Source organism: Brevibacillus borstelensis (assembly GCF_003710865.1).
Taxonomy (GTDB): domain Bacteria; phylum Bacillota; class Bacilli; order Brevibacillales; family Brevibacillaceae; genus Brevibacillus; species Brevibacillus borstelensis.
The window spans coordinates 37,462-63,482 of the sequence record NZ_RHHO01000049.1; the positions used below are offsets into that span (position 1 = coordinate 37,462).

Below are 26,021 nucleotides of genomic sequence, written 5' to 3' on the forward strand. Positions count from 1 at the left end.
TGCGGTTTTTTTGCACGCCTCTTTTTTCCCGGACAAAAGGTCTTTTTGGTACAATAAGGAGAAGACAGCCTGCCAGAATCCGGACGCGGCTTGCCGGAACAAAGAAATCATGGGCAGCAGCGTCACGAAAAGGGAGGATATGATATGTTGCGAGTATTGTTGACGAATGATGACGGGATTGAGGCTTTGGGCATCCGCAAACTGGCTGAAGCGCTTCTCGCCTTGTCCGATGTAGAGATTTTTGTTGTAGCTCCCGCCGAGGAAAGAAGCGGCGTAGGACACGGCCTGACCTACCGCAGTGCGCTCTCGCCTAAGCCGCATTCCTTTTACGGACTGCCGGTGACCGCGTGGACGATCGACGGAAATCCTGCCGACTGTATCAAGGGCGCCTACCACCTGTTGTTTGAGGAAGGCAAAAAACCGGATATCGTTTTTTCCGGGATCAATGTAGGGACAAATCTGGGACGGGACATTTATTATTCGGGTACCTGCAGCGGAGCGAGAGAAGCCGTTATTTTGGGCATTCCGGGCGTGGCTCTCTCCTATGACAACTGGACCGACCAGGACAATTACGGACAGGTGGAGGAAATCATTCGCCCGCTTTTGCAGTTGTTTTGCGATCAGGCAAGAGAGGATCGACTGGCTCCCGAAGTGTTCTGGAACGTCAACATTCCGCATTTGCCGCCGGAAGAAATCCGCGGAATCGTCCCTGCCGCACTGGCGATGAACCACTACGAAGACAAATACAATCAGGAAGCAGAAGGCTACTGGCTGACTCGCGAATACCCGGACAGAAGCAATCCTACACCTGAAGAAGACTACTATCTGGTGAAACGCGGATACATCGCGGTAACCCCGGTACATATCGACGCGACAGACCGGACACTGCTCGATAAAATGCTGGAGTGGCCGATTGTAAAGCAGTCGGGCAACGAAAAAAAATGACGGTTCACGAGTCCTTTCGTCCCGCTTTGATCCCCGATCCGAAGCGGGTATCGCCGACATCCGATACCCAGGGAGAGGTGCTTGATTCCGCGGTTTATTCCGATCTGTATCATTTGGCAGAGACAGAAGGATTGCCCTACTTTGCCCGAATGTCTGCGGCTGGCGATGTTGAGCTGTTCCTCGTCTTCGAGAGCATTGACGCCTTCAGCGAATCGACACGGGACGCTGTCTCCGTCGAGTTTAAAACGTATCGCAACAAGCTTTTGGCTGTCATCTGGACGCTCACTGATCCGCTCGATCCGTTGGGCTTTCCGCTGTCGTTTGACATCAAGCGAACTGAGGACCGCGGCATGGCGCTGCGGATGCTGGAACAAGCCGAGGTTCCCCTGCACTATTTGGCCTTTGAAGAGGGACGGCTGACGCATATTTATACGGAGGGGATTACGTTTTCGCCAGAGGAAGCGAGACAAGCGCATGCGATGGTGGAAGCATTGTTTTTCGACAGGGCTGACGAGCTTCCGCATCAGGCCGAGGTACAGGAAGCAGCGGAAGCGCAAAGCGTTCCGCTCTCTTTCCTCTCGGATGCAAAGCTGGAGGAAAAGGGAACGGCCTACTTGATCGACTTTATGCGATTGCAGGACAAACACGGCGCAGATGAAGCCCAGCATTTGCTGATGAGCACCGTCCATCAAGCTGTATGGGTGATGCGGCGCCATGCCAGAAGCGAAGTCAGGGAGAGGTCTTTTACCGTGTGGGCAGCCGAACATGATGGGCTGCTGAGACTCATCGTGACACCGGAGATGTCAGACTTGTTTGAGGTGGTTCATCTGACTGAAGATGAAGCCAATCCTTTTTCACGCTTTCTCTTTACGTTGCCGGAATTTCTTTCGACAGAGGATGCGGTGCCGCTCAGACACGGAGCTTATCCTTTGATTCGCATGGAAGCGGGGCGACTCTACCATCTGGAGCTGGATGAGACGAGTGCGGAGCGGCTAGGAGCTATCTTTGACAGGCTGTATCCGGGAGAGCTGAATCCGTACGAGAACGTGTCGGAGTAGTTTTTTCGGAAGGGCACCCGCATGACGACTGACGATTGTGGAACGAGCATTCTTTCGTGGAAAAACGGGAAAAGAAGTCACCATTCAACAAAGGAAAGTTTAGCCATCATTGCGAAGAGATATAGACAGATTTTCCATGGAAGGGTGAGGAGGATGTTCACAGTACAACCTGAGGGATTTGAGGCGATTTCCGACTGTGCCCGTCGGTTTCAGGAGGATGTGGAAAAGCTCGCAGAACGGTTTTCACTAGAGGTAGATGGCCGCTTTCCCGCCATGGAACTGCATGTCCATCCGCGCTTGCAGGCGACGCTGGAATACGCCCTTTGGGGGGAAGCGGGAGTGGTCGCTGTCAAAGGGAAGCTGAACGCATTGACGGACGATCTGGCCGATTGCAAAACAATTTCGGTTACGATGAAGTTTTCGCTGTCCTGTGACCCGCAGACCGATATCGAGTGGTTGAAGCAGCGAATCGAAGAAATCCTGTACGGGGAAGTGGAGCTGTTTTGGCACAGACCGCCCGCAGGACATATTGGACATATAGAGCTGACCATTGCTTTTCAGGCCGAGCCCGGTGCGAGCAGGATGAACGAATACGTACGCTGCGTTCTGGGCATCGTAACAGGAAAGATGATGGCCGCATAAAGGCTCCCCGTTCGTGCGGGCGGGCTTTTTTTGTCGACAGGAATTTATGAAAATGCACCTATCGACATAAGTGCAACGAAGGCTTCCCCATAAAGCTTGGCGAGGCCACGTTTTCAAATGCGATGTTGCCAAGAGGAGGAATATGTCGATGCGTCTTTTTGTGGCTCTGGATATTCCCGATGACGCTGTCCGCTACATTGCGGGCGTGCAAAAACAGGTGAAGAGCCTGATCAAGGCAGATCGGTGGCAGTCACTGCACAATCTCCATCTCACCCTGCATTTTCTCGGAGAGGTAGGAGAAAAGCTGGTGCCAGAAATCTGCAAGGACATGGATATTGTCAGCGAAATTATTTCGCCTTTTTCTTTGCAGGTCGGAGGCTTCGGCGCATTTCCCCACGCAGAACGTCCCCGAGTCCTCTGGCTCGGGCTTCGCGGACAGACAGACCCGCTCAGACAGCTTCATTTGCTGTTGGGCAAGCGGTTTGATCTGCATCCCGGCCTGACCTATGACAAGAAGCGATACAGCCCGCATATTACGCTGGCAAGAGGCCCCAAGGTTGGCCAGGAAGGGGTGCCTCTAGCGGAATGGAACGAACGACTCCTCTCCTCGGAGCCGCCCGCCTGGGAAGTGACCCGTTTTCACCTCTACCAGTCAGAGCTGCGGCCGGATGGGGCGGTACATACGATTATCCACACGAGCACGTTTGATAAAGAACACGGCAAATAATCGCCATCCGATGAATAAACTGGTAGCAAGAACGATGGCTCAAACCGTGCCAGACCAGGGAGAGCCTGCCAGAAAGCGGTGGGAATCGGATGGGTGAGTTCACGACAGGCATGTTGTATCCACGCAAATATGAACCAAAAGTATTAATCGCCCTGCCCAAATCGAGGCAGCCTTATTTCCATAGGAACATCAACCGGGACTGGAATGCCTTTTTCCTGCGGGATGAGTGGCTTGAGACAGCCCATACCCTGCAATTTATTCTGAACCTGTCCCGTCAGTGTGTCCCGCTCCTCTGGTTCCATGACGCCGAAGACAACGGATGGGGGTATCGGCTCTTTGACGCGGGCTTCGAGGTGTCGTCGGCGACAATCAGCTATTCGCTGGATGCAGATATGGCGGAAGCGGAATTTGCCCGCCTCTACCCCCACATAAACCTGCATGAGGCCATAACCGAGAGCGAGGACGTAAGGCAGATGTACGATGACATTCTGGACAGGGTCGCAAGGTCCGACCAGTATCGAAGGGAAGTAAGCAAGGGGATTAAACGGGCTTGTCCGCAATGCTTCAACCGGATTGTCGGTCCCAAGCAGGTGCAGCAGCTTCGTTCCCTGTTTGATTTGCAGCTGCTGACGGATTTCGATGATGAGACAGGGGCGTCGCTTTTGTACGATTCAGTCGATTTGTTCAAGGAGATTTTGGGCATCGAGGAAATGGTGTGGGTCAGCTATTCCTATTTGGCGAGCGGCGGTCAGAAATAAGGGAAGGACGTAGTCATGCATGAAAAGATGACCCCGCAACTCTGACGGAGAAAGAAAAAATGTACGAACATGCAAAAACAGGCGGAGTCCGGCGCTTCGCCTGTTTTTTTATTCGCTTCGCCGGTCCGGGCCCGATACCAACTGCCCCTGTACGATCCGTCGTCCGTCCTGAAAGCGGACCGGTATCGAGTGTCCGCTTAAAAGAACAGGAGAATCAGATACCTGGAAATGAAGGTGAGCCTCGCTGGAATTTCCCGAGTTGCCGCAGAGCCCGATCAAATCGCCCGGCTGCACACAATCGCCGACCTCGACGCAGACAGAGTCTTGCTTGAGATGGGCAAGCAGGCTGTATTCGCCAGCTTCGTGCTCCAGGATGACGTGGTTGCCGGCAGGCTGTGTCTCGTTTACCGTTCCGACCGGAGTGTTGTCTGGTATATGGCTTACGACTCCTACGACTTTTCCAAAGGCCGGTGCGAGGATCGGCTGCCCGAACGCGTAATAGCTCTCATTTGCCGCAGGGTCGCCCGTAAAGGTGCGGCCTTCTTTCATCACGAGGAAATCAAAGGCGTATCGTTGGTTCGGATAGGCGTAATGATAATTGACCAGCTCGTTATGGCCTCCCCAGTACGTGAGCCACTCTCCGGCAAACGGAGGAACGAACACGGTACGGGTAAGCATGCTGTCAGTCTCCGGATGTGTCTCGAGGTGCAAAATGACGAGGGAGATGATCGTGCCCTCCTCGTCAAAGGCAGCGGCCAATCCCTTTTCTCCCGATCCGTCTACCCAGACATATCGTTTCGCGTGCTCCAGAAGTATGGTAGATTGCAGCTTGTAGCGATCTACACCGCGGTGGAAGTCTTCTCCCAGCGAGCGAAGCTCAGCGGCAGAGACTCTTTTGCGAAAAGCGGGGCTTGTCTGCGCGTAAATCTGCTCGTATTCCCCCTGCAGAAAGGCGAGAGGGAGCTGTTCCGGCGTGTAGCAGAAAGACGATTTCTTCCGTGTCATTTTTACTTTTTCCATGTGGAGAAGATCTCGTCCACATCGAGCAGCATGATCAATTTATCTTGCACCCGGGCAATCCCGTTCAAAAACTTCCCATCGACTCCACTCACGATCGGAGGAGCAGGCTCAATCAGCGATGCCGGTATGTGCATGACCTCTGAGACCGCTTCGACGACAATGCCAATATCGAGCCCGTCCAGCTGCAAGTCGACAAACCGGCTCTCTTCCGTGAGCGGAAGCGGCTCCAGGCCAAACATCGTCCGCAGGTTGATGATCGGCAGGATGCGCCCGCGCAGGTCAATCACGCCTTCGACGAATGGGGGAGACTTGGGAAAACGGGTCACGGGCAAAGGCTTGATGATTTCCTTTACCAACGAAATCGGTAAGCCGTAGTACTCTTTTCCCATTTGAAAGAGAATGGAATGAACCGTGCTTCCTTCTGTGTTCCAGTCCGTTTCTCCGTGTAGTTTCACCGTTTCCATTACCTGGTCCCTCCCGAAATCCTTTTGCAATCTATACCCTTATTGTACCACGGTCAAACGGGATCGGGAGGGAATTTTTCTCAACTCCGTGCCTTACCAGGAAAACAGACCCAGCGAGACAACAACGACGAGCCCGAGGCTTACGCCAAAGCTGAGGAATACATTCTTGCTGAGGGCCATAACACCCAGACAGACGAGGCTGGCGATCAGCAGCAAGGGCTGAATGACAAAGCTGCCGGACTGCACAAACAGAGAAGGAAAAATGAGGGACGCAAAAATGCCCAAAGGAATAAAGCTGAGACCGTTTTTTAAGCGGGGTGAAAAATGCTTGCTCGGCAGACGGAGAAACGCCCTGCGCGAAATATAGGTGAGCACGCCCATCCCCAGAAACAGCAAAAGGGTCTGTGTCGTCATGCGGATTCAACTCCTCTCGTCTCTTCGGCGGCAGTCTGATCTCCGTCTTCCTGTGTCGGCCAGAAATACCCGATGGCAAAGGCGAGGCATCCGGCGATCAAAACCGGCAAGCCATTTGGCACTACAAACGACAGGAAAACAGACGCCGCCCCGCACAGCAAAAAGGCAAAAATGCGCAGGAGCGACGATAGCTGGTAATAGGCGAGGGCGAGGAACATGGCCGTAAAGCTGAAGCCGAGTCCGAGCGAAGCCGGATCGGGTATCCAGGCGCCCGCTGCCGTTCCGATCCAAGTACCGCCGCACCAGCCTGCGTAAAGGGCAACGCTGACGCTGAGAATATATGGAACATCGCTTTCGCGGTGGCGAAAACGGTTGAGTGTGAGCGCGTACTGCTCATCCGTGAGAAAAAAGGCGAGCCCGTTTACTTGAGCAGTGGAAAAACGCTGGTAATGAGGCGAGATTGACAAGCCCATCAGAAAGTGGCGCAGGTTTAACAGACAAGTAGTCAAGATGATGGCCCAGACGCTTGCCTGTTCAGCAATGAGCGAGCTGCCGGCAAATTGGGAAGCTCCGGAGTAGACAAGCACAGACATCGCGATGCTTTCCCAAGAGGTAAGACCGGCCTGCCCGGCCAGCATTCCAAAGATGGCTCCGTAAATGATGTAGCTGGCGGTGATCGGCAAAGAGTCGATCAGGCCTTCCGTCCAACTGGACGTTGAGGGGGATGCGTTTTTCATATTTGCAGCTCCTTTCCTTGTTGCAGAACCTCTGCAATGATTTTCATGCCTCGATCAATTTTTTCCGAGCGCTCATGGGTAAAACAGAGACGGATGTATGGCTGCTCGGCCTCCCGCAAGAGAAACATGTCGCCGCAGGTAAAGGAAACGCCTCGCTCCAGGCATCTGGCCATCAGCTTGCGCGGGTTGATCTCTTCCGGCAGGGAGACCCAGAAGTAGAACCCGCCCTTGGGTCGCTCATACCGAATTCCCAGCGGGCTGAAGCGGTCCAGATGACTTTCCATGATGGCCGCCTGTTCACTGTATTGCAAGCGAGCGTTTTCCAGATGCGGCCGTAGAGCGCCGTTTCGCAGGTATGCAGCCAGAGCGAGCTGGCCCAGCGTATTTGTAGTGATAGACAGCTCCTTCATCCGGGTGAGCAGTTGGGCCAATTTGCGGTTGGCCGCCACCCATCCGATCCGCAGTCCGGGGAAGAGCAGCTTCGAGAACGTGTTCAAATATACGACATGGCCCGAATGATCCAGCGCTTTTAAGGCGGGCGGGGGTTCTTTGTCGAGATGGAGGTGACGGTAGGCATCGTCCTCCACGATGGGAAGCCCGTATTTTTCGCTCAAAGCCAGCAGTTGCTTGCGCCGGATGGCCGACATCGTCCATCCGGTCGGGTTGTGGTAGGTTGGGACGGTGTAAAGAAATCGCGGCCGGCAATGGCTCAAGATCCTTTCCAGTACATCTACCCGCAGGCCGTCCGCATCCATCGGGACAGGGACAACCTGCATCCCGAGCGATTGAAAAAGCTGCAGCGAGCCGAAGTAGGTGGGCATTTCCGTCAAGACGAGATCGCCAGGACGCGCTAAAAGCGAAGCGATCAGGTAGAGTCCTTCCTGCGAGCCGCTGGTGATGACCACCTGCTCCGGCGAGGAAATTTGTTCCATGTCCATCCAGCTCACAAGATGCTCGCGAAGCTCCGGCAGCCCCTGGACAGAGGTGAAGTAGTAGGAGTGAAGCTGCTCTGCCGTACTTTTGACGTAATCGGGGAAGCCCGACGATTCCAGGGTGTGCTTGCCGCCGTCGCCATGGGCAAAGTTAATGATATCCGGGTATTTGTCCGTTACGCCTAAAAGCTCAGCCATGTGGGAGGGGGCAGGGGCGAGTGTGCCGAGCGCATGAAAATGCCAGTCGATTCTCGCGGGGGCGGGAGTAAGAGCCTCCACATAACGTCCGCTGCCCATCCTGCTGGCGATGATCCCTTCCGCCTCCAGCTCTGCATAAGCCCTGACGATCGTGTTGCGGCTGACTCCGAGCTGCATGGCCAGCTTTCTCTCGGGAGGCAAAGGGGAGCCAATTGCCAGCTCCCCGCTTAAAATTTGATAGCGCAATTGATTGTAGATCTTTGTATAAAGTGCTTTGCGCCCCATGCTGTCGCCTCTTTTTCACCAGTCTATTGCTCAATATTATACGCTCTTCCAAAAATAAATAAAAGAGCCAATTTTCAATCTATAAAAAGCCAAAAAACCGGTCAGGCCAGTGGCTGTGCCGGTTTTGTGCGCTTCGTTTTGACAGCGGACAGTCCTTACGGGTCCCGCAGTTCATGTAAAGAGATGCCTTGTTCCAACGCAAATTCAAAGTCGTCAATATCGTAAAATTGGACGGGGACGACGTATTCCAGAATGCGGTCCTGAAAATCAGGCTGGTCTGTGACAAGTGGAATTTCAAACCGCATCGCGGTAAGCAGCAGCTGTGTTTCCACCGGATCAAACAGTTCGCCCCACATCTCGTTGTCATCCACCTTTACCACATGCAGCGTGACACCGTTCGGAAATGTGAAGGGAATCGTCGACCAGGGAGCGATCAACCCTTTTTCCAGTCGTTTGCGGTTAAACGGATCGTCAAAAAACTGACTCATCTCTCGCATTACCCTTCGCACGTGAAAATCATCGTCTGGGTCCGGCATAATCGGTTCGGGACTATGAATGAACTCTTCCAGCTCGTAGATTGTCGACGAAGGGATATAATAATCTGCAGGTTGCGAAGGAGCCATCAATTCCCCGTAGATGGCCAACATGATCGCTTCGATAACGAATTGTTTCGACATTTCGACAACCCTCCTCGTTACCATCATACTGAAATAAGAGGTTGACAACAACCCTGGACAGGCATAGGATAGGGATTGTTTTTTTACCCGGCAAACGTGGCACACTACTCACCAACAGGGGGGCGCAGGCATTGTTGGATGCAGGATTTTTTTCGGCACTGTTGCTTATTATTACGATTAACATAGTATTGAGCGGGGACAATGCAGTCGTGATTGCCATCGCTTGTCGAAAGCTGACGCCGGCGCATCGGAAAAAGGCGATCTTTTGGGCGACCGGTCTGGCTATTATTGTGCGCATTTTGGCGACAGCACTTGCTGTTTACTTGTTGAAAATTCCTTATCTGTACCTGATCGGCGGGCTCATTCTCGTCTGGATCAGCTACAAGCTGCTGCTCGAGGATGACGGCGAGGAACAGATCAGCGCAAGCGACAGCCTCGTACAGGCAGTCAAGACGATCGTGATTGCAGACGTCACGATGGGACTGGACAATGTGCTGGCGATTGCGGGAGCGGCTGGCGGCGATCTGGTCCTGATCATTCTTGGTCTTGTCATCAGCATTCCCATTATGGTTTTCGGAAGCCAGCTGATCCTGAAGGCTATGGAACGGTTGCCTTGGCTCGTTTACATCGGCTCCGGCATTTTAGCCTGGGCGGCAGCCAAAATGATTTTTGAGGAAAAAGTGGTAAAGCACTGGGTAGAAGGGCTGAGCGGAGTGGAGACAGCGATCAAAATAGCGATCGTTGCGGCCGTGTTAGTGCTCGGGTTTATTCAGCGAAAGCGAAGCGGCGGCAGTAAACCGGCAGAGCAGGCCTGATGTTTGTGGCTGCAAAATAGAAAAAGCTGGGACGTGGAGCCCAGCTTTTTTGTATTTTCTTGGAATGCTGCAATATGTAATGCGTACCAGCACAGACAGTTGCACCGGCATTGTTCAAGGCGACAAAAGAGCTGTCAGTCTTTCCTTGCTCACACCGAATCGACAATCGTAATGCTCATGAAGTCTTTGCTGTACAGGTCCATCTCATAGGGCGCGGCCACGGGAGAGCCGTCTGCTTCCCGGAGAATCCGGATCGTCGGCCGGTTTACAGCCAACGGGTTCACTGCAGACACGACACCGATCTGCCCAGTATTGAGAGTGACAGTCGAGGCGATCGGATATATCGCGACATGCTGCAAAAACAGCTTGACCAATTCCAGATCGAACATGCTGTTCCCGGCAGCAAACAGCAGCTCAATCGCCTCGCTCGGAGAGTAGCTGTCCCGGTAAGGGCGCTTCGAAATCAGAGCATCGAACACATCTGCGATCGCCACTATTTGCGCGTATTCATGGATTTGCTTGTCGGCCAGTTGGCGCGGATAGCCTGTTCCGTCGTAGCGTTCATGATGCTGAAGAGCGCAGTGGGCAGACAGGAGCGAGATGTTGTACTGGTTCCGCAGCAAATTGAAACCATCCTCGGTGTGATAGCGGATCCGCTGCTTCTCCTCGTCATTCAGCCTCGTCCGCTTGTTCCATAATTCTTTTGGCAGCTGGGTCATCCCGATATCAAACAGAAGCGCGCCAATTCCCAGCTCCATCAATTGCTGCTGGTTGTACCCTTTGGCCAGCCCGATAATTCCGGCGAGCACGGACACATTGACGGCGTGATGAAAAAAGTACCCGTCCAAGACATGCAGGCTGCAAAGGTTGACCAGGATGTCGCGGCGGCTGCTCAGATCAGTCAGGATTTCGCCAAAAACCTTTTGAAAGGCAAGTCCCAAATCAGGGACAGAGGTGCGCCGCTTCAGGACGGTGTTCTCCATTAAGCCGGTCATGGTGGCGTAGACGGCATCGACTGCGTGTTTGCGCGTTTCATCTCGAATGGCGTCTTCCGGGACAATGTCATCTGTATGCTTGTCTTCGATATAGAGAATATCAATACCCATGTTGATCAGGCGCTGAATGTACCGATCCGTCAGTTGGACACCTTTTCCCAAAAGGACATTGCCATTTTCCAAAAAGATCGTTTTGGCGATGATTTCTCCCGGCTTTGCAGAGTGGATGCTTACTTTTCTCACAAATGAGGACTCCTGTCTCTTGGCTTACATACAAAAAGTTCTGAAAGAAGAACCAGTTTGAATAGTAAAAATATAGCACAAAAGACAGGGTGTTCGAAACCTGTTTGTCAGAAAAGGAGGACTTTTTATCCGTGAAAAAAGACGTGTTTTTTACTGTCCGGCTGTCAGATTGCGGTCTGAACGAGTAAACCAGCGGAAGGGATTGAGAGACCAGCGGGGTTGATGCCTGTCCAGCCGCTCCTTTCTGCGTGTCAACCGCTGCTGCATCAAGTCCATTTCAAAGGTGACCCGCCTCATTTCAAGACGCAGAGACTCCTGCATTTCCTCGATGTCGGCCATTTTTTGCAGAATGGTGGACTGTAGCTGGTTCATCGTAGAGAGCTGGGCCAGCTCCTGCTGAAATTGGACGATGGCCTCCGATACGGTCATTTCCATTTCCTGTACGGAGTGCGAAAGCGCATTTGGCCCGGAAACAGACAGAGCCTGTCCGTCAGCGGCAGCCACCTCGCTTTCCGCAGCCATGCACTCCGTAATTTTGCCTTCCTCTATCATTTGTCGCTGTATCTCGCGCAAAGAGTGGTTTCCCTCGTCTTTTCTCTGCTTCACCTCACTCAGCAGGGCAAATCCAGCCTCGCTGATCAGGTAGTGACCCTGCGGATTTTTCAGCCGCTCCTGAGCCGGAACGAACATTTCCAGCCAATTTCTCAGCGTCCGCACATGAACATCCAATCGATCTGCGACTTCTTTGGAAGCCATCCAAACTTGCACATCCATTCGAATCACTCCTTTTCCCCTTCAGGTATTCCCGGTGGCCTCATTATAGCACCATTTTTTCCCGGAAAAAGCTTGTCGACAAAGGTTCTAAAAACTAGTGCTAATTCGGCTAATTCGGATAGGCTGACGCACTTTGTCGAGACACATAATGACCCGGACAGGCGCGTAGAATGGAAGGGATACACCCGGTAGAAGGGAAGGCGGTCTCATGCAGCCAGTCATCCTTGTCGTCCTGCTGAGTGCCGCGGCGGCAAGCAGCATTGGCGGGTTTTTGCTCTGTTTGCGGTCATGGTCCGAAAAGTCGCTCTTTGCAATGATCAGCGCAGGAGCGGGCTTGCTTCTGGCGATTACCCTGCTTGATTTGCTTCCCCATACACTGCATGTGGGAAGCGGGCGGGTGATGCCGTTTGTCCTGATTGGCTTTTCCTGCTTGTTTTTGCTCGATTGGATGGGGCATGCGGGTGAAAATAACACGAGAGCGATGGGGTCAGCCCGGATCATCGGAGTTTTGTCCGGATTTTTGCTTCACTCGTATGTGGAGGGAATCTCGATTTTGGCAAGCTTCTGGATGGACGAGCGACTGGGATGGTCCGTGCTGTTTGCCATGCTTTTGCATAAAGTGCCGGATGGGGTAACCGTTGCCTCCTTGCTGCTGGCTGTCACGCGTTCGCGGAAAAAGGCTTTTTGGGGAGCGGCGGGGCTGGGGGCGGCTACTCTGGCAGGGGCCCTGAGTTTTCAGATCGCGGAGCCTTTTTTGCAAGAAGGCTGGGTCCCTGTGATGATGGCGCTGACAACAGGCGTTTTTCTCTACGTCTCGGCCAGCCATCTGGTGCCGTTTATCCTCCACGAGCGAAAAGGAGGACAGGGACTGTTCTTTTTTGCCGGGATGGTGGCTTATCTTTTGCTGATGACATTTTTTCACAGCAATGCGCACCTGCATGCATAAACACGTTTCCTGCTTGTTAGTCTAAGAACATGCTTTTTGCAGCATGTATCGATCTTCGAAAGGAGAGAAGGAAACGTGGAGAACAAACAGCCTATGTCCGATACGGAAGAGATGGCAAACATGCAGGCGGAATTCCCGGCAACCGGAACACCGCTGAATCCCGTCGAAGAGGCTTGGGCGTTTACCAATTCCGCTGCCGCCCCTGTCGATGACCTCGCTCGAGCCATGCAGCAGGGAGAGTAGCCTTTTGCTTGGCCCCTTTTGCGTGTTTTGTTCCTAAATTTGCTCGTAACCGCAGACAAGATCGGTTATAATGGCAGGGAAATACGTAGGAAGGGGCCGATACATAATGAATACCATGCTTGCAGGAAAAAATATCGTGATCATGGGTGTCGCCAACCACCGCAGCATCGCCTGGGGAATCGCCCAATCCCTGAGCAAAGCGGGAGCCAATCTGATTTTTACGTATCAGGGAGAGCGCCTGCGCGAAAACGTGGCGAAGCTGACGGAAGAGCTGGAACAAGAATCGCTCTTGATCAACTGTGACGTGACCAAGGACGATGAAGTAGAAGCCGCTTTTGCCCAAATCAAGGAAAAAGTCGGCGTCATTCACGGCTTGGCGCACTGCATCGCGTTTGCCAGAACGGAGGAGCTGGAAGGCGAGTTTGTCAATACCTCCCGTGACGGCTACGCCCTTGCCCAAGACATCAGCGCATACTCGCTGGTCGCTGTCGCCCGCGCTGCTCGTCCGCTGATGACGGAGGGCGGAAGCATCGTAACGTTGACGTACCTCGGCGGCGAGCGCGTGGTGCCCAATTACAACGTCATGGGTGTGGCGAAGGCCGCGCTGGACGCTTCTGTTCGCTACCTGGCGGGCGATCTGGGCAAAGAAAACATCCGCGTCAATGCCATCTCTGCGGGTCCGATCCGCACACTCGCGGCAAAGGGCATTCGCAACTTCAACAGCGTACTGAAAGAGATCGAGGAAAGAGCGCCGCTGCGCCGCACCATCGATCAATCAGAGGTAGGGGACACGGCATTGTTCCTGATGAGCCATCTGTCCCGCGGAATCACCGGCGAAATCATTCACGTGGATGCCGGCTACAACATCATGGGCAAATAAAACACAGTTTCACCCCCCGAAACGACGGACACTTTCATCCGATATCGGGGGGTTTTTTGTCGTTTGTTTTTTGCCGTTCGTTTCTTGTTGTTCGTTTTTGCGGTTTGTTTTTCGGCATAGAGATTCTTTTGGCTGTGGTTTTTGCCTGAAGTCGCTTATGGGGTAGTTGCCATCCGTTTTGCACTTGGATCGCGGCGGCTTGTGAAATCAGTGCCACTCGTGCTCCTTTTGCCACTCCTGCAAAAAGCGGCAGAATGCATTGGCTGCCGGAGTGAGAAGGTGGTTCCGGGAAAGCGCGATTCCCGTAATTTTGGTGAAAGGCTTTTTCAGCCGGACGACGGCGATGCGGGAGCGGGGAAAGCACTTGGCGACCCGATGGGTAAATAGGGCCACGCCCATGCCCTCTTCGACGAGTCCGCAAATCGTTTCAACCTGACTGCTCTCGACAATGATGGTCGGCGTAAAGCCGGCCTCTTCGCATGCGTGCTCACAAATGTTGCGCATGAAATGGCTTGCCTTGATCGCAAGGAAGGGTTCGTCAGCGGCTTCGCTCAAATCGATTTTTTTGCGCTGGGCAAGCGGATGATAGTGGCTTGTCACCAGCACCAATTGGTCCTCAAGCAAGGGAAGGAAGTGAATGTGTTCATCCGTATCGTGATGCAGGGAAAAGGTAGTGAGGGCCAGGTCAATGTCCCCGGCATGCAGCCACTGAAGAAGATGGTCGCTGGTCGCTTCGCGTATCTCCAGATCAATTCCGGGGTAGGACTTGCGAAAACCGGCGATAGCGGGGGTCAGTCCGAGATAGCCGAGGATCGGTACGGCTCCGATCGTGACCTTCCCACGCTCCAGTGTCCGGTGGGCCTGCATCGCTTGCTTGACGCGCTCTACCTCCCCGATGATCCGCTTGGCGTATTGGACGAATTCCAAGCCCGCAGGAGTAGGCTGAATGCTGCGGGTGGTTCGCTCGAAAAGAACGATTCCGAGCTCTTCTTCCAGCTTTCTGATCTGTTGGGAGAGGGCAGATTGAGAGATGGAAATTGCTTCGGCGGCTCGTGAAAAATGGCGATGTTTCTCCACGGCCAGGACATATTCAAACTGGTGGAGTTCCATAGGGCAAGTCTCCTTTGATTTATTAGTCCTAGTTATTAACTGTATCGGAAAGATCGATTGAACGAATAAACAAATATTTTGTAAATTTGGGACAAATCAAATTCACTCAAAAGGAGACAGACAGATGCAAAGAAAGCTTACCTTTGATGTCGCTGTAGTGGGAGGTGGCGCGGCCGGTGTCGGGGCAGCCGTAGGGGCGGCTCAGACTGGGGCAAGGACGATCCTGATCGACCGCAACCCGTACTTTGGAGGTGCGGCGACTCACAGCTCTGTATTGACCTACTGCGGTTTTTTTACGCAGGGAGAGCCGCCTGAGCAAATTGTCGGCGGCGTTGGCCAAAACGTCCTGAACCACCTCGCCCGCTTGGGCATGTATGAAGGCCCGAGGCGAACAGCGCGTACAGGAACCGTAATCGTTCTGCTCGATCCCGAAGTGACCAAGCTGGCGCTGGACCGCTGTGTGACGGAAGCGGGGGTGGAGCCTTTGCTGCACGCTCAAGTGATTGGAGCGGAGACGAGCGGAGGGAGGATTTCCGCCATTCAATGCGTGGATCATGCCGGTATGTTCACGATTGAAGCATCCGCTTTTGTCGATGCCAGCGGGGAAGGCGATCTGGCCAGTCTGTCGGGAGGGGAAGTCATCTTTGGAAACGCGGAAGGCCATTTGCAGTCAGCCACGCTGATGATCCGGATCGGCGGAGTAGCAACTGGCGCGCATGCTCATCCTCTGCAGGTAGAGCAGGCCGTTCTGAAAGGAAAAGCGGATGGAATCGAGGGGCTGACCAAGGAGCTGGGAACGATCGTCCGCATGCCCGGAGGAAATCAGGATGTACTCGCGATCCTGTGCGATGAAGAGGTAAACGGACTGGAAGCGGGCAGCATGACCAAGGCTGAGCTGTCCGGCAGACGGCAGGCATGGGCTTATTTGGAAGCATTCAAAAGGTACCTGCCCGGTTTTGAAAGCGCCTACTTGGTGCAGACTGGCCCGCAGATCGGTATCAGGGAGACGAGACATATCGTGGGGGAATACACGCTGACCGGGGACGACGTGCTCCAGGCGAGACGGCAAGCCGATGCAATCGCCCGCGGCGGCTGGCCGGTAGAGCTGCACCCGGAACCGGGAAAGCCCAACGTCTGGCATGAGATCAAGGACAAGTCTTTTTACGATATTCCACTCCGCTCGCTCAAGGTCAAAGGCGTTGGCAATCTGTGGGCCGCAGGCCGGATCATCGATTGTGATCCGCTGGCGTTCGCTTCCGCCCGTGTCATGGGAACGGCGTTTGCAACGGGACAGGCTGCGGGTGTGGCAGCGGCGCTTCACGGACAGCAGGACGCAAGTGACTACCAGTCGGTACGCTCCGAATTGCTCCGCCAGGAAGCGATTTTATAAAAAAACATACTGTTAATGCGTTATAGTTAGGTAAGTAATAAATTTAACTCTACTAAAAAAGTTTGAGAGAATGAAATGGAGTGATACAAAATGAACGAACGAAGATGGCAGATGGGCGTTTTGCTCATCGTATGGATGGCTTTTCTCTTCTCTTTTGTGGACAGGCTGTCCTGGCCGCCGATCATGCCGCTCGCTTCCCAGGATCTGGGGCTGTCCAAGGCAGAAGCGGGCAGCTACATGACCGCCTTTTACATCGGCTACGTGATCACGCAGCTGCCTGGCGGATTGCTCACCGACCGGTTTGGCTATCGCAAAGTGCTGCTGGGCTCGTTTTTCGTTATGGGTCTGTTTACGGTTTCGATGGGATTGATCAATAGCTATCATACAGGCTTTGCTATGAGGGTCCTGGCCGGACTTGGTTCAGGGGCGGTATTTTCCGCATGTGTGCGGGCCATCTTTGACTGGTTCCCGGCAAAGGGACGGGGAACCGCGATGGGCTTTTTTATGACCGCCTCCTCCCTGGGGGTATCGGTAGTAAACATGTTTGTACCGACAGTTGCCAACAGCTATAGCTGGAAAACGGCCTTTTTCGTAGCTGGTGCTTTGCCGCTGCTGGGACTTGTTCTCGGATACTTTTTCCTGCGGGAAAAGACCTCTGCCGCCGAGCAGCGGGCACAGGCGGAATCCTCTGCTGCGTTCTGGAAAGACGTCGCCCATTTGTTTAAAAACCGCAATCTGATGGTTACCGGATTCGCCGGATTTTGCGCGATGTGGGCCACATGGGGCACGGCAACCTGGGCCAACACGTACATGAACAAAGGCTTGGGCATCTCCCTCGTAGAAGCAGGTGTAATCATGTCGATTTACGGAGTAACCGCTCTACTGTGCAAGCCGGTCATCGGGATCTTGTCGGATGTGTTGAAGGTAAAACGGAAAACCTTGCTCTTTATCGTTCTCTTCTTGTTTGGTCCGGTGCTGATGTGGTTTGCGATGACAACTAGTGCCAGCATGCTCTATGTGGTTGCGGCGATTCTCGGCGTGGCTGCCTTTGTCTACAGCCCGATCATGAACAATTACATCGGCGAATTGGTCCCGCGCCGACTTGTCGGGACCGCGACAGGCTTTGTCAACACGATCTGGCAGCTGGGCTCGCTCATCTCGCCGCTTGCCGTCGGCGCCGTACTCGATGCGACAAACAGCTATTTCTTTGCATTTTTAACGCTGGCGATCGGTCCCTTGCTAGGGGCGTTCATCATCCTGCTGGTAAAAGAAGAAGCCGCAGCCGACGGGCTTGAACCGGGACAGGCCAAACGGGCTGGTGCATAATTCCATGATCGATAAGGTTTTGGCAAGCATGCCTACATTGTCCCTGCTGTTTCCGAAGGCCACTGTGGCTCTTGCAGATTTGACGCACATCAGGTACTACAGAGAAGGAGAGATCCACCTTGGCTTGACTGTCGACCATGAAGTGAATAGGCAATCCATTACGTACAAGACCCTCGAAGGGGGGCAGTCGATCCGCCAGACAGTCCCGCGAGAGTCATCCCGATTTGGCATCGCGTTTCACGCTATAAGCGTGCCTGTCAGAGATGAGGAGGGAGTGCTGAAGGGAGCCTTGACGCTGATCCTCTCCAGTGACCGGGAAGAGAGGACAGCCGTCTTGTCCGAGGAGCTGGCTGCGTCCGTCGAGCAAATGACATCGTGGGCGCAAAATATAGCGGCTACAGCTCAACAGCTCGCCAGCTCCATTGTAGAGATCAACACCAACTGCGAGACGGTGGTCCATGCCGTCGAGGAGAATGCCAAGGTCGTGGATATCGTCCGCTCCATCGCTAATCAAAGCAATCTCCTGGGGCTGAATGCATCCATCCAGGCAGCCCATGCCGGCCAGCACGGCCGCACCTTTGGCGTCGTGGCAGGAGAGATCCGAGCGCTTGCAGAACAGTCTCGCCATTCCGCTGAGAATATTTTGCAAGGCATGAACGATATGAAGCAAAAGGTGGCGACGGTGCTGAAAAAGGTGGAGGAAGAATCGGCCGCTACGCAGGAAATGGCCGCGAGCATTGAACAGATCAATGCGGCCTTGCTGTCGCTGGAGGAAATGGCAAACAGGCTGAAAGAGCTGGCGAAATTTCAATAACGGCCTTCAATAACGGCCTATAATAAAGGCCTTCCAACAGCCTTTAATAACCTCCCGCGATGAATAAAAGGCTCCCGTCATCCGCATGCTAGAAGCAAACATGCGGAAGGGAGCCTTTGCCTTGTTTCCGATCATTACGAATATGGAAGAATTTCTGATCCACATGGGCGGCGGCATCGACCGTTTATCGGCCCATTTCGGAGATGAACCGGGAGGGCCTGGTTTTTCGTCCGAAGCGCTCGCGGGGGATTCCGACACTCAAGGAGTATCTGGCCCTTGTAATGGCGACGTACAGTAATCTCCGCTCTTCCTCAAGGGCGGCATTGTTTCCTTTTCTCACGGCGTCCAGCGCGTATTCATGAGGAAGGGAGCCTTCAACGAGATCAGGCAGAAAGACGTGGTCGAACTCCAGTCCTTTTGCCCGGTGAATGCTCAAGACGTGTACTCCTTCCCCAGGGAGTGGCTGAACCTCGCGCCACTCCTTTTCCTGTTGGACCATCCGGTCGATGTACTGGAGAAATCCGCCTACGCTATCGTGTCGTTTGGCTGCCGCAATCAGCTGCTGCAGCTCCTCGCTCCAGCGTTCCCGGCCGCCATCCCGCTCTTTTGCCCGCTTTTTCAGGTAATCCCGCAGCTTGCCGTCTTCGCATATGAGCTCCAGCGCCTGGGCCGGCGGACACGAAGCGCAGGCTGCCAGTATCTCGGTGATCGTTTTCAAAGCCTTGCGTTGAAACGGCTTCCAGTGGTTCATTCCAGGCAGCACGTGCAGGATCGGGACATCCTCCAGGATCGCTCGACTGCGAACAGCGTTCCACATCTCCTGGGAAATATAGAGCGTTGGCAGAATTTCTTTCAATGCCGCCGAATCGTCAGGGTCAAGCGACAAGCGCAAGTAAGCCAGTGCCCAGCGAACGGTTTGCCGCTGGTAGAACGATTCCTCCTCCTGCGAGTAGTGAAAGGGAATGCCGGCTTCGCTCAATCTCTCCAGAATAGGGCGGGCTGACTCATTCGTCCGGTAAAGCACCGCGCATTCTCCCACTGGTGTGCCTTCGCGGATGCGGTGGCTGATCTCGTCTACGATCCGGGCCGCTTGCTCCTCTTCGTCGTCCGGCTCGAACAGATACGTTTCGCCTTCTTCGGAGTGAAAGGAAAGGCAGTCCTTTTGCCAGCGGGCCCGATTGTGGCCGATCAGCGAAAAGCCGAGCCCGACGATAGCGGAGCGGGAACGGTAGTTCACTTCCAGTGTAATTGTTTTCGCCTGGGGAAAATCTTTTGTAAAACCGAGTATGTATTGCGGGTCGCTCCCGCGAAAGCCGTAGATCGACTGGTCGTCATCGCCGATCACGCACAGGTTGTTCTGCGGCGCTGCCAGCAGCTTGACCGTCTCGTACTGGATGCGGTTGATGTCCTGAAACTCGTCGATCATCACGTGCGTGATCCGTTCCTGATAGCGCTGCAAAATGTCGGGGTGATGGCGGAGCAGCTCGTAGCAGCCGATCAGCATGTCGTCGAAGTCAAACCAGCCCGTCCGTCTTTTCGCCTCTTCATAGTGAGGATAAAGGAGCTGGGCCAGCCGTTCGGCATCATCGTTTGCCTCCCGCAATCCGGCTTGCTGGGGCAGGAGGTATTCGTTTTTCCAGCGGCTGATGACCGCCAGCGCGTCCATCACTTCATTTTCTTTGCGCGGTCCGATTTCCGCGTGCATGTTCATTGCATTGCTTTCGCGCAGGAGCCGCCACTTTTGCCAGTCCTTTTTCAGCAGTCTTTGCTGATCCCAACGCTCCGGCTGATGAAACAGAAGCATCCGGTAAAAAATGCTGTGGAACGTACCGGCAACAAGCTCCCGGGCCTGCTGCGCAGGGAGCTGGCGGGCCAGCCTGTGCTTGATCTCTTCAGCGGCCTTTGTCGTAAACGTCACGACCATGATCTGCCGTGGAGAAAGGCCGAGCTCGCGGATGAGATGGGAGGTTCGGGCCGTCATCACACGCGTCTTGCCGCTGCCTGCACCGGCCAGAATCAAAAGCGGCCCGTCGGTCGTAAGCATGGCCTCCCGCTGATGGGGGTGAAGCGGCTCGTCGTGGCGCTCAGCCAAATGCTCGATCGCCTTTTTGGGCACCAGCCTTTTGCGAAAAAGCGCCGGTTTGGGCTGAGCCGGGGGAGGGACTGTGACCGAGCCTGCTTCATGGATGGATCGCTTCTTTGGCAGGCGAAAGGCCCCTACTGTGATCGTGTCGTCTTCCTCGTCAGTTTGGCTCGCAGGAACTGCGGCGTCGTTTTGGAGGGTGGAAGCGACATTCGCAGTGGCGGAAGCGCCGTTTGCGGTAGCGGGAGTTCCGTTGGCAAAGGCAGAAACGCCATTCCCAGCGGTGGAAGCTCCAGCAGAAGATGCAGATTCAGCAGGCTGCGAATCAGCGCGTCCACGAGTCCTCGCACCATTATTGTCTGCTCCAGAAGTGGCGGCAATATCTACAGCCCCGCCAATAGCGGCTGCCCCTGTGCCCGAATGAGACAGCGCTTCCGTTGCCGCTGCCGTTTCCAAAGAAGCCGCAAAAGCAGCCTGAATGGCAGGCGGAGCTTCTGAAACGAGCCACTCGGCTGGAGGCTCGTCCAACGCTTCCCAATCGCAGGTGCTGCCCTCCGGATGCAAAAAGTGCGGATCAAAGCTTACACCGGCATACAGCCGAAGAGGTGCGCCGCATCGCAGACAGCGCACTTTTTCGCGCCGGGCGGCCAGGCGCCAAGCAGCAATCATCGAATATGTATCGGGTTGCAACCGGATCAACCGGTCGTCTAGCTGTGCAAATTTCATCATGACACCTCGAATGGAGAGGGTGTTGCGGATCGCTTCCGCACAATGAGGGAAAGAAGAAGTGCCCCCTGCGGGCAGGGGACACTTGCCTTATGTGTGTGACAGGTCAGGACTGGGCGTGCAGCAGGTAGTTGTCTTCGCTATCATCTGCCACCAGTTCTTCCTCGCTCAGATAGGAGATCCCGACTCGCGTGATACGGTGGTTCTCCAGCTCGGAAATCGTAAAAATGTAGTTTTGGTACTGCACCGATTTGCCTTCGGCTACTTCTTCATTCAGTTGGCTGTAGAGCCAGCCGGCAATCGTGTCTACCTCATCCGAGTGAATTTCTACAGATATATAGTCGTTCAACTCCGTCAACAGCGTTTTCCCGGACACGGACAGCTCGTTATTGGAGCTTTCGATGTCAGGACGCTCATTCTCGTCGAATTCATCCTGAATGTCCCCGACGATCTCCTCGAGGATATCCTCCATCGTGATCAGTCCGGCTGTTCCGCCGTACTCGTCGATGACGATCGCCATTTGCGACCGCCGCTTTTGCATGAGCCGCAGTACATGGCTGATTTCCATGGATTCCGGCACCGTCAAGAGCGGGCGGAGGAAATCCTTTAAATCGGCCTTGCCGTTGGTCAGGGCAGACAGGTAGAAATCCGAGATGTGGACAAAGCCGATCAACCGGTCTTTGTCTTCATGCGCGACCGGGAAACGCGAGTGACGGGAATCCCGCATAATTGCCAAATTTTCAGCAAAGGTATTGTCGTCGTACAGACAGACCATATCGATGCGAGGGATCATGATTTCCCTGGCGAGACGCTCCGAAAACTCGAAGACGTTGTCCACCAAAGCCATCTCCGTCTGATCGATATGACCGCTTTTGTGGCTTTGATTGACCAAAAGGCGAATCTCTTCTTCGGTATGCGCCAAATCCGTTTCAGTCGCAGGCTCAATCCCCAAGCGGCGGATAAAAAAGTTCGCCGTTCCGTTGAGCACCAAGATCAGCGGGTAGCTGAGCTTGTAGAAAACCATCAGCGGTCCAGCCGTCCAGAGAGAGGCGGCCTCCGCCTTTTGAATGGCCAGCGACTTGGGAGCGAGTTCTCCGAAGACGATGTGCATGAAGGTGATGATTCCAAAAGCGATCGCCAGCGAAACAGGGCTGACCAAATAGTTCGGCAGACCGAGTGAAACCATTACGGGTTCGACGTATTGGGATATAGCCGGTTCGCCAACCCAGCCCAAACCGAGCGATGCCAGGGTAATCCCGAGCTGGCAAGCCGACAGGTAGGCATCCAGCTGCTTCGTTACCTTCTGCGCATAGACAGCGGATTTGTTCCCTTCGCTCACCAGTTGGGCAAGACGGGTTTGACGCACTTTTACCAGCGAGAATTCTGCTGCTACAAAAAAACCGTTGAGCAGTACCAAAAACACAACGAGCAGCAGATTCAGAAGTATCTCCCCTATCGGACTCTCCAAGAAAGTCTCCACCCTTCCGCCGATGGGCGAAAGGAGGAGATTCACCTCCATTTGTTATTCTCGTTTTGCGCTTTCCTTTCAATGTACGAAAGCAAAGAGGGAAACATTCGATTTCATTATTAAAGGATAGTATACCAATAACGAAAGCAAACAGTCAAAACCATCCGATTTTATCCTGCAGTTTTGAGCAATTCCATACATACGCGGATTTCAGGGGACATAAAGATAATCGAGTAACCCTGTCCCTGGAGGCGAGAAGAATGGAATGGGTACAGAAGGGAGCGGCGATCCTTTTGGGGAGCATCGGGATAGCAGTCGGGGTAAACCTGTTTCTCGTCCCGCACCATTTGATGGACGGGGGGATGATCGGGATTGGCCTGTTGGCGACCTATTTTTTTCAATGGCCCCCGGGCCTGGTCATGATCGCTTGCAGCATACCTGTTTATGCGATGGTGTTTGCCTATGATCGTCCGTTGTTTTTTCAGAGCTTTCACGGAATGCTGATCGAAACGTTAATGATTGACGTATTTGCCCCGCTCAGAGCGTGGAATAACTGGACGCTCCCGACATCTGCGGTAATCGGAGGAGCGCTGATCGGAGCGGGGACCGGTCTCATGCTGGCGTACCAGACCAACACAGGGGGAACCGATCTGATCGCACAATTTTTGGCGCGGAGGTCAAAGGTGCCGGTAGCGTTGTATATCTTGATGATCGACGGAGTCATTGTCTCTATTTCGCTTCCCGCAATCGGGATCGAGCGCGCTGTTTTTTCCATGTGCACCATCATCGCAGTGGCCATTTTTACCCACGGTTTTTACAACATGCGATTCAAGAAGCCTCCATATGTCGTAATCGGGCCGCTCGGCAGGGAAGCTGGGCGCAGATGGAGAAACTAAGAAAAAACAGGAAGAAACGAGGGAGACAGATGGCACAGCATACGTTGGAGATGATCACCGAAACAGTCGGATACTTTCCCGGCAGCGTCAATATCGGGTTTGTCCAGGGAAAAACAGGCGCGATCCTGATTGATTCCGGGCTGGATACCCAGACAGCCAAAAAGATAAAGAAAGGGCTGGACGCGATCGCCCAGCCGCTAAGCGCAATTGTACAGACTCACGCCCATGCCGACCATTTTGGCGGCAATGCCTATCTGTTATCCTGTTGGCCAGCGGCACAGGTATACGCTCCGCCGCTGGAGGAAGCGATCATCCGCTATCCGCTGCTGGAGCCGATCTACCTGGGCATGGGAGCGCAGCCGTTGGATGAGCTGCGCAACAAATTTTTGCTCGCCGAAGCATCGCGCGTCGACCACCTCTTGCCCACAGAAGGCCGCGTAGAAATTGATGAGACCTGCTTTGAAGTCATCCCCCTTCCTGGACACAGCTGGAATCAGGTCGGACTGGCTGTCGATGGCATTTGCTTTAGCGCCGACAGCTTTCTCGGCGAGGAAACTTTGAAGAAGCACAAGCTGCCTTTTTTGGTCGATGCTCACGAAACCCTGCTAAGCTTAGTCAAGCTTTTGGAATCGAATTACCGCGGCTATTTGCCGGGTCACGGGCCATACACCACCACTCCGGAAGCGGTTTTGACGCAAAACATTCATTGTCATCGCAGGCTGTACGGGATGATCGAAGAAATTTTGTCGGAAGAGCGGACGCTGGAGCAAGCGCTGGCGCTCGTCTGTGAGCGTTTACAAATTTCCATTGAGAACGCGACGAGCTACGTGCTCTACCGTACCGCGCTGATGGGCTATTTCATTGGGTTGTTAAAGGAAGAGCGGATCCGGTACCGCTTTGCCGCAAATCAGTGGCTGTGGGGGAAACATGACGGCCTCGATAGGTAGTCCCCGATTTCAGCCAGCTTGTGCTCGGCGGCTTGGCGTATTTCCTTGGGAATAACGGAATACTCTTCTTGTTCGGTATGAAAGATCAGTTTTGCCTCAAGATAGGGGTGGCCCAATTTGACGGTCATCTCACCGGTGTGGGACGGCTTGCTCACAGGATTGGCGGGAATGCGGAGAAAATAAGAACTGCTGGTAGCGGAATCGTAAATAACGACATCATAGGTGGGGGTGTCCCCGCCGGATGGGGAAAAGCCCTGCTGCCGCAGCATCTTGTCGACAAAGGAAAGCGGCTGGACGACACCGGTCAGGTTTTTGCTCTTTAACCGCATGGACATCCTCCTTGGCATATGTAGTAAAAGCGTTTTGCCTAATCATATGTAGGGGAGTTCGGATTCAGAATGACAGACAAGGGGAAAGAAGGAGAGAAAACTTCCATGAACAAACGAGCGGATTTGCATACACACACCCGGGCTTCAGACGGCACATGCGAGCCGCATGAAAACGTGCGTCTGGCCGCCGAAGCGGGATTGGCTGCCGTGGCCATTACGGATCACGACACGGTTGCCGGCATTCCGGCAGCATTGGAAGCAGCCGGGCAGTTGGGACAAGCTGTTGAAGTCATTCCCGGCGTCGAGGTGAGCTCGCTGGCGCGCGGACAGGACATCCATGTGCTGGGGTATTTTATACCGTACGAGGACCAGGCTTTTCTCCAGAGGCTGTCCGGCCTGCGCGATACAAGACATGAGCGAAACAAGCTGATGATCGCTCGCCTGCAGGAGCTGGGCATACCGATCACGCTGGAAGGAGTCTACCGGCGCAAGTCAGGCGAAGATAAAAACATCGGACGGCCGCATATCGCGGAGGAGATGATCGAGCTGGGCGTGGTTCAGTCGATCGACGAAGCCTTTGCCGTTTATCTGGGGAAAGAGGGAAAGGCGTACGTCAACCCGCCGCGGATTACCCCTCAGGAGGCGATCACGCTGATCAAGGAAGCAGGCGGCGTCGCTGTGCTGGCCCATCCCGGGCTGTACGATGACGACGAGCTTGTGCAGGAGCTGATTGCGTTCGGTCTGGATGGCATCGAGGTGTGGCACCCGGACAACAGCCAGGAGCAAAGGGAGCAGTATCAGCGCTGGGCTGAGGCGCATGGTCTGGTCATGACCGGCGGCTCGGATTTCCACGGCTGGCGCGGCGAGGAGCCGTTTCACGCGATGCTTGGTACGCATACCGCGCCATATGATGCGGTGGAAAGGCTGCGGGAGATTGCGGGTAAGCGGAAGAGGCAAGGGGAGTAGCGGCTTGTAGTGCTGACTTGAGGTACAAAGTTGTAGTACAGATTTGAAAAAAAGGAAGCCCCGCATCGGATGTGGTCAAGACCCCATTTAGTGGACAGTAAGAAAAAACCCGACCGTTAGACCGACAGCTGACGTCTGAATTCAACAGGCGTCAGCCTTTTTAATTTTCGTTGTGGTCGACTTTGGTTGTAGAATTGAATATATTCCTCAATT

28 protein-coding genes are annotated in these 26,021 nt (G+C 54.1%); 15 read left to right on the top strand and 13 right to left on the bottom strand.

From position 1 onward, the window contains the following. Positions 1-144: 144 nt before the first annotated feature. The 5 genes from surE to EDM54_RS22080 all read left to right on the top strand — a co-directional run bounded on the left by surE (position 145) and on the right by EDM54_RS22080 (position 4,130). Entirely contained in the window at positions 145-945 is an 801-nt protein-coding gene (gene surE, locus EDM54_RS22060; RefSeq protein WP_003386653.1) for a 5'/3'-nucleotidase SurE, read from the top strand. Beyond that, positions 942-2,003 (top strand): hypothetical protein, encoded by a 1,062-nt coding sequence (locus tag EDM54_RS22065; protein WP_003386652.1) that lies wholly within the window; start codon positions 942-944, stop codon positions 2,001-2,003. The genes surE and EDM54_RS22065 overlap by 4 nt, the downstream gene beginning before the upstream one ends. 153 nt (positions 2,004-2,156) lie before the next feature. Continuing rightward, positions 2,157-2,645, top strand: a complete 489-nt coding sequence (locus tag EDM54_RS22070; protein ID WP_003386651.1) for a hypothetical protein — start codon at positions 2,157-2,159, stop codon at positions 2,643-2,645. 148 nt (positions 2,646-2,793) lie between these two features. Next, a complete protein-coding gene (thpR, locus tag EDM54_RS22075) occupies positions 2,794-3,372 on the top strand; it encodes an RNA 2',3'-cyclic phosphodiesterase (RefSeq protein ID WP_024984982.1) in 579 nt (192 codons plus the stop codon). Positions 3,373-3,461: 89 nt separating this feature from the next. After that, a complete protein-coding gene (locus tag EDM54_RS22080) occupies positions 3,462-4,130 on the top strand; it encodes a hypothetical protein (protein WP_003386649.1) in 669 nt (222 codons plus the stop codon). Positions 4,131-4,238: 108 nt separating this feature from the next. Here the strand turns inward: EDM54_RS22080 and EDM54_RS22085 are convergent, their stop codons facing one another. The 6 genes from EDM54_RS22085 to EDM54_RS22110 form a co-directional block, all read right to left on the bottom strand. Next, positions 4,239-5,150, bottom strand: coding sequence for a M23 family metallopeptidase (locus EDM54_RS22085; protein WP_003386648.1), 912 nt, complete (start codon positions 5,148-5,150; stop codon positions 4,239-4,241). Continuing rightward, positions 5,138-5,614, bottom strand: a complete 477-nt coding sequence (locus EDM54_RS22090) for a chemotaxis protein CheW (RefSeq protein ID WP_003386646.1) — start codon at positions 5,612-5,614, stop codon at positions 5,138-5,140. Before EDM54_RS22090 ends, EDM54_RS22085 begins: the two co-directional genes overlap by 13 nt. Before the next feature lie 93 nt (positions 5,615-5,707). Beyond that, on the bottom strand, positions 5,708-6,028 hold the full coding sequence (locus EDM54_RS22095) for a branched-chain amino acid transport AzlD family protein (protein ID WP_003386645.1): 321 nt from the start codon (positions 6,026-6,028) through the stop codon (positions 5,708-5,710). Continuing rightward, positions 6,025-6,765 (bottom strand): AzlC family ABC transporter permease, encoded by a 741-nt coding sequence (locus tag EDM54_RS22100; RefSeq protein WP_122958786.1) that lies wholly within the window; start codon positions 6,763-6,765, stop codon positions 6,025-6,027. Before EDM54_RS22100 ends, EDM54_RS22095 begins: the two co-directional genes overlap by 4 nt. Next, on the bottom strand, positions 6,762-8,180 hold the full coding sequence (gene pdxR, locus EDM54_RS22105; RefSeq protein ID WP_122958787.1) for a MocR-like pyridoxine biosynthesis transcription factor PdxR: 1,419 nt from the start codon (positions 8,178-8,180) through the stop codon (positions 6,762-6,764). Before pdxR ends, EDM54_RS22100 begins: the two co-directional genes overlap by 4 nt. A gap of 155 nt (positions 8,181-8,335) precedes the next feature. After that, complete coding sequence (locus EDM54_RS22110; RefSeq protein WP_003386642.1) at positions 8,336-8,857, bottom strand: hypothetical protein; 522 nt, start codon at positions 8,855-8,857, stop codon at positions 8,336-8,338. 131 nt (positions 8,858-8,988) lie between these two features. On the opposite strand from EDM54_RS22110, the gene EDM54_RS22115 reads away from it, so the two are divergent. Continuing rightward, positions 8,989-9,672, top strand: a complete 684-nt coding sequence (locus tag EDM54_RS22115) for a TerC family protein (protein ID WP_122958788.1) — start codon at positions 8,989-8,991, stop codon at positions 9,670-9,672. Between the two features lie 149 nt (positions 9,673-9,821). Here EDM54_RS22115 and EDM54_RS22120 read toward each other — a convergent pair whose 3' ends face one another. Both EDM54_RS22120 and EDM54_RS22125 read right to left on the bottom strand, forming a co-directional pair. Further along, positions 9,822-10,910 carry an HD-GYP domain-containing protein gene (locus EDM54_RS22120; protein ID WP_003386640.1) on the bottom strand — a complete coding sequence of 363 codons (1,089 nt, stop codon included), beginning with the start codon at positions 10,908-10,910 and terminating at the stop codon, positions 9,822-9,824. Between the two features lie 150 nt (positions 10,911-11,060). Further along, the gene (locus EDM54_RS22125; RefSeq protein ID WP_122958789.1) at positions 11,061-11,684 is read right to left on the bottom strand and encodes a MerR family transcriptional regulator; all 624 of its coding nucleotides are present in this window, start codon (positions 11,682-11,684) and stop codon (positions 11,061-11,063) included. 208 nt (positions 11,685-11,892) lie between these two features. Between EDM54_RS22125 and EDM54_RS22130 the strand changes: the two genes are divergently transcribed. The 3 genes from EDM54_RS22130 to fabI all read left to right on the top strand — a co-directional run bounded on the left by EDM54_RS22130 (position 11,893) and on the right by fabI (position 13,753). Continuing rightward, positions 11,893-12,630, top strand: a complete 738-nt coding sequence (locus EDM54_RS22130) for a ZIP family metal transporter (RefSeq protein ID WP_003386637.1) — start codon at positions 11,893-11,895, stop codon at positions 12,628-12,630. 75 nt (positions 12,631-12,705) lie between these two features. After that, on the top strand, positions 12,706-12,873 hold the full coding sequence (locus EDM54_RS26605; RefSeq protein ID WP_155808021.1) for a hypothetical protein: 168 nt from the start codon (positions 12,706-12,708) through the stop codon (positions 12,871-12,873). Between the two features lie 106 nt (positions 12,874-12,979). Continuing rightward, the gene (gene fabI, locus EDM54_RS22135; RefSeq protein WP_003386635.1) at positions 12,980-13,753 is read left to right on the top strand and encodes an enoyl-ACP reductase FabI; all 774 of its coding nucleotides are present in this window, start codon (positions 12,980-12,982) and stop codon (positions 13,751-13,753) included. A 207-nt stretch (positions 13,754-13,960) separates the two neighbouring features. On the opposite strand, the gene EDM54_RS22145 is transcribed toward fabI, so the two are convergent. Next, a complete protein-coding gene (locus EDM54_RS22145) occupies positions 13,961-14,863 on the bottom strand; it encodes a LysR family transcriptional regulator (protein WP_122958791.1) in 903 nt (300 codons plus the stop codon). A 124-nt stretch (positions 14,864-14,987) separates the two neighbouring features. Here EDM54_RS22145 and EDM54_RS22150 point away from each other — a divergent pair, with 124 nt between their 5' ends. From EDM54_RS22150 to EDM54_RS22160, 3 genes are all read left to right on the top strand, one after another. Continuing rightward, the gene (locus EDM54_RS22150) at positions 14,988-16,253 is read left to right on the top strand and encodes an FAD-dependent oxidoreductase (protein WP_122958792.1); all 1,266 of its coding nucleotides are present in this window, start codon (positions 14,988-14,990) and stop codon (positions 16,251-16,253) included. A gap of 90 nt (positions 16,254-16,343) precedes the next feature. Continuing rightward, a complete protein-coding gene (locus EDM54_RS22155) occupies positions 16,344-17,579 on the top strand; it encodes an MFS transporter (RefSeq protein WP_003386630.1) in 1,236 nt (411 codons plus the stop codon). 4 nt (positions 17,580-17,583) lie between these two features. Beyond that, positions 17,584-18,393, top strand: a complete 810-nt coding sequence (locus tag EDM54_RS22160) for a methyl-accepting chemotaxis protein (RefSeq protein WP_003386628.1) — start codon at positions 17,584-17,586, stop codon at positions 18,391-18,393. Positions 18,394-18,577: 184 nt separating this feature from the next. Here EDM54_RS22160 and EDM54_RS22165 read toward each other — a convergent pair whose 3' ends face one another. Together EDM54_RS22165 and EDM54_RS22170 are read right to left on the bottom strand one after the other, a co-directional pair. Continuing rightward, positions 18,578-21,202, bottom strand: coding sequence for a UvrD-helicase domain-containing protein (locus EDM54_RS22165; RefSeq protein WP_122958793.1), 2,625 nt, complete (start codon positions 21,200-21,202; stop codon positions 18,578-18,580). Positions 21,203-21,308: 106 nt separating this feature from the next. Further along, positions 21,309-22,721: a hemolysin family protein gene (locus EDM54_RS22170; protein ID WP_003386625.1), complete on the bottom strand. Its 1,413-nt coding sequence runs from the start codon at positions 22,719-22,721 to the stop codon at positions 21,309-21,311. 209 nt (positions 22,722-22,930) lie between these two features. Here EDM54_RS22170 and EDM54_RS22175 point away from each other — a divergent pair, with 209 nt between their 5' ends. Continuing rightward, positions 22,931-23,566 carry a YitT family protein gene (locus EDM54_RS22175; RefSeq protein ID WP_003386623.1) on the top strand — a complete coding sequence of 212 codons (636 nt, stop codon included), beginning with the start codon at positions 22,931-22,933 and terminating at the stop codon, positions 23,564-23,566. Between the two features lie 29 nt (positions 23,567-23,595). Continuing rightward, the gene (locus tag EDM54_RS22180) at positions 23,596-24,513 is read left to right on the top strand and encodes an MBL fold metallo-hydrolase (RefSeq protein ID WP_122958794.1); all 918 of its coding nucleotides are present in this window, start codon (positions 23,596-23,598) and stop codon (positions 24,511-24,513) included. On the opposite strand, the gene EDM54_RS22185 is transcribed toward EDM54_RS22180, so the two are convergent. Further along, positions 24,474-24,842: a hypothetical protein gene (locus tag EDM54_RS22185; RefSeq protein WP_024985103.1), complete on the bottom strand. Its 369-nt coding sequence runs from the start codon at positions 24,840-24,842 to the stop codon at positions 24,474-24,476. The genes EDM54_RS22180 and EDM54_RS22185 overlap by 40 nt on opposite strands. A gap of 105 nt (positions 24,843-24,947) precedes the next feature. Between EDM54_RS22185 and EDM54_RS22190 the strand changes: the two genes are divergently transcribed. Continuing rightward, the gene (locus EDM54_RS22190) at positions 24,948-25,808 is read left to right on the top strand and encodes a PHP domain-containing protein (RefSeq protein WP_024985104.1); all 861 of its coding nucleotides are present in this window, start codon (positions 24,948-24,950) and stop codon (positions 25,806-25,808) included. Between the two features lie 116 nt (positions 25,809-25,924). On the opposite strand, the gene EDM54_RS22195 is transcribed toward EDM54_RS22190, so the two are convergent. Next, positions 25,925-26,020 carry an IS3 family transposase gene (locus EDM54_RS22195; RefSeq protein ID WP_259676344.1) on the bottom strand — a complete coding sequence of 32 codons (96 nt, stop codon included), beginning with the start codon at positions 26,018-26,020 and terminating at the stop codon, positions 25,925-25,927. Between the last annotated feature and the right edge of the window lies 1 nt (position 26,021).